This window comes from Micromonospora sp. NPDC050417 (assembly GCF_044458865.1).
GTDB lineage: Bacteria > Actinomycetota > Actinomycetes > Mycobacteriales > Micromonosporaceae > Micromonospora_G.
Window position 1 is genome coordinate 298479 of sequence record NZ_JBITIH010000001.1, and the last position, 12316, is coordinate 310794.

The window sequence follows — 12316 nt, forward strand, 5'->3', positions numbered from 1 at the left end:
CTACCTCGCACCACCAGTACGGATTGATCACACTTCCAGAGAGTGGGACATGTAGTCTCGCGCGGTGGGCCTGGTGCATCCTGAGGTATTCGAGCGGTTAGAACGCTTTTATGACGGCGTGCCCCGTGACGTAGCTCACGCCGAAACGTACGGGGGCTTGGTGCTTTTCGTTCGTGACGGGGCCGGATGGCCGTTCTACGCCCGACCCCGCCCTGGCGCGTCCGAGCCACCGAGCGCCGCCGACGTCAGCACCGTACGGGAGCGCCAGCGTGCCCTCGGCGTCCCGGAAGCCTTCGAGTGGGTGCACGAGAACCATCCGGAACTGCTGGCGGTGGCCCGCTCGGCCGGACTCGCCGTGCTGGAGGCACCACTGATGGTGCTCGACCCGACCACCCTGCCCCCGGCCGAGCGCCTGAGCGACGTACCGGTGCGGCTGGCCGACCCGGCGTCGCCGGAGTTCGGCCGCGACGTCGCCGCCCAGCGGGCCGTGGCCGCCGTCGGCTTCGCCGCCCCCGGCACCGCCGTCGGCGATGCCGGACCGCTCGCCCGCGACGCCGCCCTCGTCGCCCTCACCTCCCGCCGGGTGGACGAGGAACGGGCCCAGGCCGCCGACGGGCGGCGGGCCTACGCGCTGGCCGAATCGGCCGGCGAGGGTGTGATCGCCGCCGGCATGGCGATGCGGGTCGGCGACGTGGCCGAGATCGCCGGCATCGCCACCCTGCCGTCGGCCCGGCGGCGCGGGCTGGCCGCGGCGGTCACCGCGGCACTGGCCCGGCACCTGCTCGACCACGGGACCGAGTTGGTCTTCCTCTCCGCCGGCAGCGAGGAGATCGCCCGGATCTACCTACGGGCCGGGTTCCGTCGCCTCGGCACCGCCTGCATCGCCGAACCCGCCCCGGTCACCGCCTGAACCCCGTCGCCCGCCTTTCATCCGCTGCCTGCTGCCTGCTGCCTGCCGTCTGCTGCCTGCCGTCTGCTGCCTGCTGCCTGCCGTCTGCTGCCTGCGCAAACGTTGATCGACTAGATACTCTCCAGTGGCGGGCCCTAGCCGGTCAGGGGAAGGGATGCGGCGGGTCTGGGAGCCCGGTCGCCCCGGCCCGGAAAGGCGGCGAGCAGGCTGTCCAGCGGCGCGCTGAGACCGTAGCCGTGCGCGACGACAAACCCGGCATCACCGAGTTCACCCCGGAGCGCCCGCCCGGTCGCCTCGGTGTCCGGGCGTTCACAGGCCGGCACCGGCGCGCCGATCTCGGCCCGAATCCCGGCCGCCGCACCGAGCAGCCGCGCACCGCGCACCGCGTCGCCCTCCAACCGGGCCACCTCCGCCAACGCCTCCAGCACGCTCGCCGTACGCCACCGGTCGCCGACCTGCCGATGGGCGGCCAGGCTCGCCAGCAGGTGCGCACCGGCCCGATCGGGTCGCCGGGCCCGCAACTCCACCAGTCCACGCAGGTTGTGCGCCCAGCCCACCCCCTCCGGGAAACCGACCTCGGAATACCGCCGGAGCGCCACGTCCAGCAACGACGCCGCCCGGTCGGTGTCGCCCCGGTAGAGCGCCACCGCGCCGAGATTCATCAACGTCTCGGCCTCCGCCCGCGGGTCGCCGAGCCGCTCGTACCAGCGGCGACTGACCCGCAACCGCGAGTCGGCCCGGTCCAGGTCACCAGAGAGCCAGGCGGTGAAACCCCGCAGCTGTACGGTCTGCGCCTCGCCCCACTCGTCGCCGTACTCGGCGAAGGTCGCCGCGGCGGTGGCGAGGTACACAGTGGAGTCGACGTACCGCGCCTGCTCCCGGGCGATCGAGCCGAGGGTGAGCAACACCCGCGCCACCCCCGCCTGGTCGCCCACCTGTCGGTACGCCACCAACGCCGCCTCGGCACGCCTGGTCGCCGCCGGATAGTCGCAGCTCAGCATCGCCAGCATCGCCGCCGCCGCACCGGCACCGGCCCGCACCTCGGGCGGCGCCTCCGGGTGCCGGTCCAACGCGGCGGCGAGCCAGCGGTGCCCGTCCCGGTAGTGCCCGTCGAGTCGGCAGTAGCGTGCCAGCGCCGCGGCGAGGCGCAACTCGGCGTAGGGCGGCACGTCCGCGCTCGCACCCGCCTCCGCCAGCCACGACATCGCGGCCCGCAGGTTCGCGGCCTCCGCACGTAGCCGGCGCAGCCACCACTCCTGATCCGTTCCGCGTAGCCGGGCGTCAGCCCACTCGGCCAGCCCCAGGCAGTGTTTCGCCAACGCGGTACGCGCCGCCGCCTCGCCGTCACCGAGCAGGACGAGCGCGTGCCGGCGGATCGGCACCAGCATCCGGTAACGCGGCGGCAGGGGCGACCCACCCGGGGACGGCTCGGTGGGCAAGGGCTCCCCCGGCCGGTCCCCGCCCCACCCGGCCTCCGGCGGCGCCAACCCGGCGGGTGACAGGCCGGCGGGTGACAGGCCGGCGGGTGACAGGCCGGCGGGTGACAGGCCGGCGGGTGACAGGCCGGCGGGTGACAGGCCGCTCGATGGCAACCCTGCCGGTGTCAGGCCGGTCGGCGCGAGTCCGGCCGGTGGCGGCAGACCGGGTGGCAGGGTCGCCGGCAACGGCGGCGCGGCCAGCGGCGCCGGCACCACCAGCGACGACTCGACCAACGCCGCCAGCGCGGCCGGCGCGTCCGGCCCGGCCACGGCGCTGGCGGTCTCCCCGTCGAAGCCGCCGACACAGACCGCCAACCGCTCGAAGAGCGCCCGCGCCGCCGGGTCCAACCGCTCGACGCTCGTCTCCACCGCCGCCGCCAGCGTCCGGTGCCGGCTCGGCGCGGTCGGGTCCGGACTGGAGAGCAACCGAGGGTCGGTGCGGAGCCGGGCGACGATCTCACCGACACCGAGCACCGACACGTGCGCCGCGGCCAGTTCGATCGCCAACGGCAACCCGTCCAGTTCGACACAGAGCTGGGCCACCGCGTCGGCGCTCGCCTCCGGCACCGGTCGTCCGGAGCGGGCCCGTGCCCGTTCCAGGAAGAGCCGGGTGGCCGGATGGGCGCTGAGCCCGGCGATGGTGTTGCCGGTCACCTCCGGCGGTACGGCGAGCGTCGGCACCGTCACCACCGCCTCCGTCGGCAACCGCAGCGGCACCCGGCTCGTCGCCAGCACCAGCAGTCCCGGGCAACGGCCCAACAACCGGTCGACCAGTTCCGCCCCACCGGCGATCAGGTGCTCACAGTTGTCCAGCACCAGCAGGGCCGGGGTGCCCCCGATCTCCTCGGCCAGGGTGTCGACCACGTCCCGCCCCGGCTCCGCCCGTACGCCGAGCGCTGCGGCGGCGGCCTCCGGCACCCGTACCGGGCTCTCGACCGAGCTGAGGTCGACGAACCAGGCGCTGCCGAAACGACTCGCGGCGGCAACCGCGAGTCGGGTCTTGCCGGCACCGCCCGGCCCGGTCAGGGTCACCAGCCGCTGCGTCGCGAGCCGCTGGTTGACCACGGCGAGCAGCGCGTCGCGACCGAGCAGTGGTGTCATCGGCACGGGCAGCGGAGCTCGGGCAACGGCCCGCTCGGCGAGGCGGGAGACCGGCTCGGGCCCGTACGAGGGAAGCCACCGTTGGGCCAGGTCACCGCGTTGCGCCGCGGCGGCGAGGAACCGCAGTCGCTCACCTGGTTCGACACCCAACTGTTCCCGGAAGGTGTCCCGCGCCCGCTGCTCGACCTTGGCGGCCGAACTGCGGCCCGCACCGATCGCGGATGCCACCAGCAACAGTTCCCAGAGCCGCACCCGCAGTGGGTGCCGGGCCAGGGCCGCCTCCAGTTCGCCGACCGCCGCGAGCCCGGTACGCGCGGCGGCGAGCCCGGCGACCACCGAGGCACGGTCCACGGTGGGCCCGCCGGCGGTCGCCTGCGCGGCGAGGGCGAGCCGCAGAGCGCACTCCCAGCGCTCCTCGACCGCCGCGACCCGGCCCTGGACCAGCCGTCCGACCTCGGCGGCGAGCCAGCCGGACGGGCGCGGCGGGCAGCCGCCGAGCGGGTCGCTGTGCAACGGCACCCGCCAGAGCCGCAGCGCGGCGTCGAACAGGGGCAGCGCCCCGGACCACTGCTCGGCCGCCATCCGGCGACGGGCCCGGGTGATCAGGCGGGTGAACCGCTGGACGTCGACCCGGCGCGGCGGTAGGCGCAGCAGGTAGCCGATGGGGTGGGCGACCACCGCGTTCGGCAGTCCGGCGCGGTCCAGTGCGGCGGCGAGTGCGGCGGCGGCACCGTCGAGGGAGTGGATCTCCGGGGTGGCACCGGGCGGTAGGACGCCACGCAGGTCGGCGGCGGCGACCGGTTGCCCCGCCCGGAGCGCGAGCAGACCGAGCATCCGGCGTACCTCGTCGGTGAGCGGAACCGGCCCGTCCGGGCCGATCAGCTCGACCGGGCCGAGCAGTCGCACCGCGCGTCGGGCCCGATGTCCCGAGCCCACGGAGGTCCGCGAAACCGGCACACTACCCCGCACCTGGAAGCCCTCGCTCTCAGTCCCGGGTAGTCTGCGCTGTGTTTCCCCCCGAGGTCATCCCCCCGTCCGGCCCGATCGGATAACGAAGAGGACGAATCCCCGCACCGCTCGGCCCTCGCGCCACCACCCACCGCGCCAGATTCTGGGCGGTGCCTCGCCGGGATCCACCGTGCGGGTCGGGCGTCCCGAGGACCGGAACGGCGCCCGGGACGCGGGGCGGATGCCTGCGGGGCGGATGCTGCGAGGGCGGGTGCTGCGGGGGCGGACCGGAGGGGAACGGGTCAGGCCGGGGGGCGCCAGGCCGCGGCGGCGGTCGCGGCGCTGCCCATCAGCCTCGGAGTGATCGTGCCGAGGGCGGCGTCCCGGGCGCGCAGCGCCAGCCGGCCCCGGCTCTGCAACACCGCCGACATGCGGCGGGTCTGGCGTACGACGGTGACGGCGCGCGGCCGGCGAGCCCGGTTGTACGCCTCGACGGCACCACGCAACGGCTCGCCGGGGACGGCGTCCCGGACCGCCGAACGGAGCGTCGCCGCGTCCTCGAACGCCAGGCAGGCGCCCTGTCCCAGGTGGTGTGGCATCGCGTGGGCGGCGTCGCCGAGTAGCACGATCCCGCCGGGTCCGGACGGGAAGGCGAACCCCCGGGGCAGCGGACGCAGCTCGCGTACCTCCTGCTGGACCAGGTCCTCCGGCTCGGTCGCGGCGAGCAGGTCGCCGATCGGCGCCGGCCAGTTCGCGTACCAGCGGCGGAGCAGGGCGAGCTGGGTCTCCGGCGGCTCGGGCCGAGACGCGCCCGCCGCGGTCGCCACCCAGTAGATGCCGCCCCGGGTGGAACCACCGGACGAGCCACGCTCGCCGAGCGAGATCGCCACGAACCGGTAGCCGGCACCCAGGGTCTCGCCGTTGACGGACTGGTCGGCGGGGAGCTTCGGCGCCCGGTACCAGGGGATCACCGCACGCCAGGCGGCGGAACCCGAACTGACCACCGTCGCCTCCGGTGCCAGTCGCTGCCGGATCACGCTGTCCACGCCGTCGGCGGCGACCACGAGGTCGGCCTCCCACTCGGTGCGGCCGTCACCGACCGCCGGGCGGTCCGCCGCCGACGTGCGCACGGTACGCACCTGCACCCCGGTACGGATCTCGACCCGGTCACCGAGTCCGGCGATCAGGGCGTCGTGCAGGTCCTCCCGGTGCACCACGACCGGGGCCCGCTCGTCGACCATCGGGCGCGGCTGGACCAGCCAGTGCCCGTCCGGGCGCCGGACCCCGACGTCGGGCAGGGCGGTGGCGATCGCGTCCAGGCCGTCGCCGAGCCCGAGCGCGCCGAGCGCCCGTACCCCGTTGGGCCAGAGCACCAGTGCGGTCTGCTCGGCCCGCAGCCGGTCACCCCGCTCCAGCAGGGTGACCTGCCAGCCGGAACGGGCGAGGGCACCGGCGACGGCGAGGCCACCGATTCCCGCGCCCACCACCACGGCCGTACGCATGGCTGCGGTTCCTCCGCTCAGCTCTCGCGGTCCGCGTTGCCCGGCGGCGCGGCGCCCGCCCGAGCCTGCCCGGTGTCCCCCGTCGGCCGCTCGTCGTCGTCGGACCGCTCGGTCGCGGTCGGCTCGTCCGACTCGTCGTCGTCGATATCGTCGATATCGTCGAGGGAGCGGTCCGCTCCGTCGGTCGTGCCGGGCTCCGGCTCGGGCAGCTCACCGGTGCGCAGGTACGTCTGGTACTGCTCCTCGGTGACCACCCGGTAGCCCTCGGGGATGCCGCTGGCGTCGGGGGCGAGGGTACGCCGGGAGAGGTCGACCTGGGAGATGTCGCTCTTCGCCGCGGGCTCACCGTCGGTGCCGTCGATCTCGTCGTCGCTCGGGGCGACCGTGGTCGACCGGGCACCCAACGGCACCAGGAACTGCTGCGGCCCACGGACCCGCAGGAAGTAGATCAACGCACCGAGGAAGACCACCACGGCGGTCCAGACGTTGAGCCGGACACCGAGGATCTCGTTGGCCTGGTCGGTACGGAGCAGCTCGATCCAGAACCGGCCGACGGTGTAACCCATCACGTAGAGCGCGAAGGCGCGCCCCCGGCCGAGCTTGAGCTTGCGGTCGACCAGGAACACCAGCAGGGCCACGCCGACGTTCCAGAGCGCCTCGTAGGCGAAGGTCGGGTGGTAGAGCCCGGGCTCCAGGATCGGGTTGCCGTTCTCGTCCAGCAGTGCGTGACCCGGGTTGCCGGAATCCATCCGGTGGATCTCCAGGCCCCAGGGCAGGGTGGTGCGTCCGCCGAAGAGTTCGTTGTTGAACCAGTTGCCGAACCGGCCCACCGCCTGGGCCAGTGGCAGACCCGGGGCAAGCGCGTCGGCGACCACGGTGAGCGGGATGCCGAGCTGGCGGGCGGCGAGCCAGGCACCGACCGCACCACCGGCGACCGCTCCCCAGATACCGAGGCCGCCCTCCCAGATGTAGAGCGCCCTGATCGGGTCACCGTCCGCACCGAAGTACGCCTGCGGCGACGTGATCACGTGGTAGATCCGCGCGCCGACGATGCCGAACGGCACCGCCCAGACCGCGATGTCCAGGATCGCCCAGGGCGCGACTCCGCGCGCACGGAGCCGGTACTCGGCCACCACCGCGGCCACGACGATGCCCAACACGATGCAGAGCGCGTAGGCCCTGATCGGGATCGGCCCGACCTCCCAGACGGCGGTGCTCGGACTGGGCAGGGATGCCAGCGGGGACACTGAGGCTAGGGTCACGATTGCACACGGTACCGCCGTACCCGCTCGGTGTGGCACCCCGGGCAGGCAGCTTCTACCCGAGTGGCCTCAGCTCTGCTCGGTCCTGCGCGTTTGTCCGTGAGCCCGCTCACCATCGGGAAGCACCGGCGACGGACCTGCTCGACCGGCAGGACACGCCACGAATCGGCTACCAGCCGGGAGGCGGACCGGCCGGGGAACGTAGGCCCGCCGGGGCGGACCGGCCAGGAAGCGCCGGCGACCGCCCTCACCCCCGTACGGCGACCGCCGGACCGGCCGGGCGGGACGCCGGGCGGACCCGTCGCGCCAACCCGGTCGGTACGGCCCGGGTCAGCGAACCGGCCGGGGTGTGGCCGGGTGGTTGCCGGCGTTGACCAGTTCGGCCACCGCCTCGCGTGGGCTCTTCTGGGTGACCAGTCCCTCGCCGACCAGCACCGCGTCGGCTCCCGCCGAGGCGTACCTGATCAGGTCGTGCGGTCCCCGTACGCCCGATTCGGCGATCTTGACGACGCTGTTCGGCAGGCCGGGGGCGATCCGCTCGAAGACCGAACGGTCGACCTCCAGGGTGCGCAGGTTGCGGGCGTTCACGCCGATCACCTGGGCCCCGGCCTCCAGCGCCCGGTCCGCCTCCTCCTCGTCGTGCACCTCGACGAGGGCGGTCATGCCGAGCGACTCGATCCGCTCCAGCAGGCCGACCAGCGCGTTCTGCTCCAGCGCGGCGACGATCAACAGCACCAGGTCGGCGCCGTGGGCTCGCGCCTCGTGCACCTGGTAACTGGAGACGACGAAGTCCTTGCGGAGCACCGGGATGTCGACCGCTGCCCGGACGGCGGCGAGGTCGGCCAGCGATCCGCCGAACCAGCGCCCCTCGGTCAGCACGCTGATGCAGCGGGCGCCGCCACCGGCGTACTCACCGGCCAACTCGGCCGGATCGGCGATCTCGGCCAACTGACCCTTGGACGGCGACGAACGCTTGACCTCGGCGATCACGCCGACGCCGGGGCGTCGCAGCGCCGCGTACGCGTCGCGGGGCGGGGGCATGGCTGCGGCCAGCTCCCGGATCCGCTCCAGCGGGACCTCGGCCTGACGGCGTTCGACGTCCTCGCGCACTCCGGCCAGGATCTCGTCGAGCACACTGACGGGGGCGGCCGGCGCGGCGCCGTCCCCCTCCGCGTGTGGATGCTCAGCAGTCACCAACGGACTCCCCTCTCCGGGCGTCATGGGCCGATGCTAGGGGGCGCCGGGCTGGGGCCGGAGCCGGGGGGTATGGCGCACCTCACCAGGTGGGCTCGGGCATAATGGCCGACCGCTGGTGAGGGGACTATCACCCACTGCCACCGGCACCATCGACGGTCATCGGGTAATCACACCACGCTCGGGCGGACCGCGCAGCCCGCCGAATCGTCGCCCGTACCGCCTCGTACGGCACAGTTGACCGCCGGGTCACCGGTTCGAAACACCTCATGGGCACCATCGACGTCGGGCAGACTGGTCGCGGGGTGGCCGCGGCGGCGTCGTTCGATCATCGTGCGGGGTGGACCATGAGCAGCACCGGGCCGGGCTCGACCATCGACCTGACCAGCATCCCGCGCGCGGTGGCCTCGGTGGCGATCGGCGTGGTCCACTCGGTGGAGCGGGCCGTGGTCGGCGACGCCCGGGCCAGCACCGCCCGGGGCAACGCCTGGGCCGCGATCTGCGCCGACCGGGACCGGGCGCACCAACGGGACGAGGTCCGGGCGATGGTGGCCGCGCTCACCGCGTCCCGTACCGCTGCCGCCGGCCGGACCAGCGGGGCGGCCCGTACCGCTGCCGCCGGCCGGACCAGCGGGGCGGCCACGCCTGGTAGCCGGGCCGCCTCCCCGGTCAGTTGATTGTCGGGTCCTCGCCCCGGTCGAGCGCGTCCCAGGCGGCGACGGTCCGTCCGGCCTCCACCCGGCCGCCCTTCTCGGTGGTGTCGGCCGGAGCGTGGCCCGTGCCCGGAGTGCCGGGACGCGACCGGTCGTACCGGGCGCCCATCGCCGGCCAGGTGTGGCCGCGTACGGCGGTGATCAGGCCGGCGGCGACGACCAGCAGTCCGCCCAACCCGCAGAGCACCGCCCAGACCAGCTTCGTCTGGTGACCCTCCAGACCGACGAGCCCGTTCACGCCACCGGCCGCGACACCGAGTCCGACCAGCACCATCAGCCCGCCGACCAACCGCCGACCGGCCCCCCGGGTGGCGAGCAGGGCACCGGAGGCGGCCAGGCCGACCAACGCCAGCGCCGGCAGCCAGGGCAGCAGGTCGCCGCCGGTCTGGGTGACGATCTTCGAGGGTAGTGGCGTCGCCCGGACGGTGACCACCACCGACCAGGTCCTGGTCGCCGCGTAGAGCGCCAGCCCCGCACCGGCCAGGCAGAGCAGCACCGCGTACGTCAGCTGCCGTCGAGCCGGACGAGCCGGCCGGGTGCTCATCGGGCCGCCCGGAGGGTCTCGGCGGCGGCGATGGCGGCGAGTACGGCGGCGGCCTTGTTCCGGGTCTCCTGGTCCTCGGCCGCCGGGTCGGAGTCCGCGACGATCCCGGCGCCGGCCTGCACGTAGGCCCGGCCGTCCCGGATCAGGGCGGTCCGGATGGCGATCGCCATGTCCATGTCGCCACCGAAGCCGAAGTAGCCGACGGTGCCGCCGTAGAGGCCCCGCCGGGTCGGCTCCAGACTCTCGATGATCTCCATCGCCCGTACCTTGGGCGCGCCGGAGAGGGTGCCGGCCGGGAAGGTCGCGGCGAGCGCGTCGAACGCCGTACGGTCCTCCCGCAGCGTGCCCACCACGGTCGAGACGATGTGCATGACGTGGCTGTACCGCTCGATGGTGGCGAACTCGGGCACCTCGACGGTGCCCGGCTGGCAGACCCGGCCGAGGTCATTGCGTCCCAGGTCGACCAGCATCACGTGCTCGGACCGCTCCTTCGGGTCGGCGAGCAGTTCGGCGCCGAGCCGGTTGTCCTGCTCCGGGGTGCCGCCGCGCGGTCGGGTCCCGGCGATCGGGTGCAGCATGGCCCGGCGGGAACCTCCCTCGGCGGCGGTCACCTTGAGGTGCGCCTCGGGTGACGAGCCGACGATGTCGAAGCCGTCGAAGCGGAGCAGGTACATGTACGGGCTCGGGTTGGTGGTCCGCAGCACCCGGTAGACGTCGAGCGGATCGGCCCGGGTGTCCCGTTCGAAACGCTGGCTGAGCACGATCTGGAAACACTCGCCGGCCCGGATCGCCTCCTTGGCCTCCTCCACCGCCAACGGATACTCGCCGTCGGGCGTACGGCAGAGCACCTCACCGGGGGGCTGGCTCTCCACCGTCGAGATCATCGGCGGGATCGGGCGGGAGAGCGCGGTGGTCATCGCGTCGAGCCGGCCGACCGCCTGGTGGTACGCGGCGAGCACCCGCCCGGCCCGGTCCGGCTCGTCCGGCGGCGGCAGCACCGCGTTCGCGACCAGGATCGCCGAGCCGTCGAAGTGGTCCAGCACCACCAGGTCGGTGGCGAGCATCATGCCCAGTTCGGGCAGGCCGAGGTCGTCCTTGGCCTGCGACGGCAGGCGTTCGAGGCGGCGGACGAAGTCGTACCCGAGGTAGCCGACCATGCCACCGGTCAGCGGCGGCAGGGTGTCGGCTCCGGCGCTGGGTTCGGGTCCGGCCAGCGCGGCGACGGTCTCCCGGAGGGCGCGTACCGGGTCACCGGCGGTCGGCACACCGGCGGGCGGCTGCCCGAGCCAGTGTGCCTCGCCGTTCCGTTCGACCAGGGTGGCACTGCTGCGTACGCCGATGAAGGAGTAGCGGGACCAGGCGGCGCCGCCCGGCCCGGCGCCCTGCTCGGCCGACTCCAGCAGGAAGGTTCCCGGACCGCCGGCCAGCTTCCGGTAGACGCCGACCGGGGTCTCGGCGTCGGCGAGCAGTCGCCGGGTCACCGGCACCACCCGTCGGCCGTCGGCCAGGTCGCGGAAGGTCGCCTCGTCCGGGTTGACCGCGCCGGTGGTCTGGCTCATCGGGTCACCGCCGGGGTCTCGGGCCGGACGTGGGCCGGGTTCGACTGCGCGGTGGCGGGGTGTTCGGACGGTGCCGTGGCCGGGTCGTGGAGCCCGGTGACCGGCAGGTGGTCGGCGAAGCAGCTCCGGTTGCCGGTGTGGCAGGCCGGTCCGACCTGGTCCACGCTGACCAGCAGGGCGTCGCCGTCGCAGTCGAGCGAGACGGAGCGGACGTACTGGTGGTGGCCGGAGGTGGCGCCCTTGACCCAGTATTCGCGGCGGCTGCGTGACCAGTAGGTGGCCCGGCCGGTGGTGAGCGTCCGGTGCAGCGCCTCGTCGTCCATCCAGGCGACCATCAGCACCTCGCCCGAGTCGTGCTGGCGGACCACCGCCGCGACGAGGCCGTCGGCGCCCCGGCGCAGGCGGGCGGCGATCGCTGGGTCGAGCCCGGAACGGGGGCCGGTCGGGGCCGGGGCGGTCGGGGTGGCGGGCGGGGTGGCCGGCGGGGCGCCTACCGGCAGGTCAGGTACGGGCACAGTTACCGATTGTTCCGCACGGGGGAGGGTGCGCGTCCACCCGTACCCGCCCGGCCCGGTCGTTGGCGGTGACCTCAGTCCGCGCGTTCCTGCTGGCCGTACACCTCGATCTTGAAGTTGAGCACGGCCAGGTCCTGTTCCAGCTCCGCCATCCGGGCCAGCACCCGTTCCCGGTGGGCCTGGAAGAGCTGGCGCCGGGCGCCCAGGGTGTGGTCTCCCTGGCGGGCCAGTTCGGCGTAGCGGCGCATGTCACGTACGGGCATGCCGGTGCGGCGCAACCGGGTGAGCAACATCAGCCAGTCGATGTCGGAGGTGGTGTAGCGCCGTCGGCCGGCCGAGTCCCGACCGACCGGCGAGACCAGTCCCTCCTGCTCGTACCAGCGCAGGGTGTACGCGGTCAGGCCGACCCGCTCCGCGGCCTCGCCGACGGTGAGCGTGGTGTCGTCCAGTCGGGTCTCCATCGCCCCAGGCTTCCAGGGTTACCCGGGTCGGCGTCAAGGGTCCGGGACCGAACTCGGGGTCGATTGTGGGACGGCCGGGCGATTGCCGGACGTCAAGATTTCAACTAGCGTTGAGTTCAACAAGCGTTG

At 74.1% G+C, this 12316-nt stretch carries 10 protein-coding genes; 2 read left to right on the forward strand and 8 right to left on the reverse strand.

Translation table 11 applies throughout. The annotated features are described in order from the left end of the window. Window positions 1-64: 64 nt before the first annotated feature. Complete coding sequence (locus ACIBF5_RS01215; RefSeq protein ID WP_396806850.1) at window positions 65-910, forward strand: GNAT family N-acetyltransferase; 846 nt, start codon at window positions 65-67, stop codon at window positions 908-910. 134 nt (window positions 911-1044) lie between these two features. Here the strand turns inward: ACIBF5_RS01215 and ACIBF5_RS01220 are convergent, their stop codons facing one another. From ACIBF5_RS01220 to trpC, 4 genes are all read right to left on the reverse strand, one after another. Then, complete coding sequence (locus ACIBF5_RS01220) at window positions 1045-4425, reverse strand: AfsR/SARP family transcriptional regulator (protein ID WP_396806852.1); 3381 nt, start codon at window positions 4423-4425, stop codon at window positions 1045-1047. A gap of 314 nt (window positions 4426-4739) precedes the next feature. Next, the gene (locus ACIBF5_RS01225) at window positions 4740-5939 is read right to left on the reverse strand and encodes an FAD-dependent oxidoreductase (protein ID WP_396806854.1); all 1200 of its coding nucleotides are present in this window, start codon (window positions 5937-5939) and stop codon (window positions 4740-4742) included. A 17-nt stretch (window positions 5940-5956) separates the two neighbouring features. Beyond that, window positions 5957-7201 (reverse strand): prolipoprotein diacylglyceryl transferase, encoded by a 1245-nt coding sequence (lgt, locus tag ACIBF5_RS01230; protein ID WP_396806856.1) that lies wholly within the window; start codon window positions 7199-7201, stop codon window positions 5957-5959. A gap of 330 nt (window positions 7202-7531) precedes the next feature. Further along, on the reverse strand, window positions 7532-8335 hold the full coding sequence (gene trpC / locus ACIBF5_RS01235; RefSeq protein ID WP_211349572.1) for an indole-3-glycerol phosphate synthase TrpC: 804 nt from the start codon (window positions 8333-8335) through the stop codon (window positions 7532-7534). A 407-nt stretch (window positions 8336-8742) separates the two neighbouring features. Between trpC and ACIBF5_RS01240 the strand changes: the two genes are divergently transcribed. Beyond that, a complete protein-coding gene (locus ACIBF5_RS01240; RefSeq protein ID WP_396806858.1) occupies window positions 8743-9072 on the forward strand; it encodes a hypothetical protein in 330 nt (109 codons plus the stop codon). On the opposite strand, the gene ACIBF5_RS01245 is transcribed toward ACIBF5_RS01240, so the two are convergent. The 4 genes from ACIBF5_RS01245 to ACIBF5_RS01260 all read right to left on the reverse strand — a co-directional run bounded on the left by ACIBF5_RS01245 (window position 9065) and on the right by ACIBF5_RS01260 (window position 12187). Further along, window positions 9065-9652 carry a Trp biosynthesis-associated membrane protein gene (locus tag ACIBF5_RS01245; RefSeq protein ID WP_396806860.1) on the reverse strand — a complete coding sequence of 196 codons (588 nt, stop codon included), beginning with the start codon at window positions 9650-9652 and terminating at the stop codon, window positions 9065-9067. The two genes, ACIBF5_RS01240 and ACIBF5_RS01245, sit on opposite strands and share 8 nt — an antisense overlap. Continuing rightward, the gene (locus ACIBF5_RS01250; RefSeq protein WP_396806862.1) at window positions 9649-11211 is read right to left on the reverse strand and encodes an anthranilate synthase component I; all 1563 of its coding nucleotides are present in this window, start codon (window positions 11209-11211) and stop codon (window positions 9649-9651) included. The genes ACIBF5_RS01245 and ACIBF5_RS01250 overlap by 4 nt, the downstream gene beginning before the upstream one ends. After that, on the reverse strand, window positions 11208-11726 hold the full coding sequence (hisI, locus tag ACIBF5_RS01255; RefSeq protein WP_396806864.1) for a phosphoribosyl-AMP cyclohydrolase: 519 nt from the start codon (window positions 11724-11726) through the stop codon (window positions 11208-11210). Before hisI ends, ACIBF5_RS01250 begins: the two co-directional genes overlap by 4 nt. Before the next feature lie 74 nt (window positions 11727-11800). Further along, on the reverse strand, window positions 11801-12187 hold the full coding sequence (locus ACIBF5_RS01260) for a MerR family transcriptional regulator (protein ID WP_396806865.1): 387 nt from the start codon (window positions 12185-12187) through the stop codon (window positions 11801-11803). Window positions 12188-12316 lie beyond the last annotated feature (129 nt).

Coding starts and splice junctions, on each gene's coding strand:
- ACIBF5_RS01225 (WP_396806854.1), bottom strand. CDS start 5,939: ATGCGTACGGCCGTGGTGGTGGGCGCGGGAATCGGTGGCCTCGCCGTC.
- ACIBF5_RS01250 (WP_396806862.1), bottom strand. CDS start 11,211: ATGAGCCAGACCACCGGCGCGGTCAACCCGGACGAGGCGACCTTCCGC.
- ACIBF5_RS01245 (WP_396806860.1), bottom strand. CDS start 9,652: ATGAGCACCCGGCCGGCTCGTCCGGCTCGACGGCAGCTGACGTACGCG.
- ACIBF5_RS01260 (WP_396806865.1), bottom strand. CDS start 12,187: ATGGAGACCCGACTGGACGACACCACGCTCACCGTCGGCGAGGCCGCG.
- ACIBF5_RS01240 (WP_396806858.1), top strand. CDS start 8,743: ATGAGCAGCACCGGGCCGGGCTCGACCATCGACCTGACCAGCATCCCG.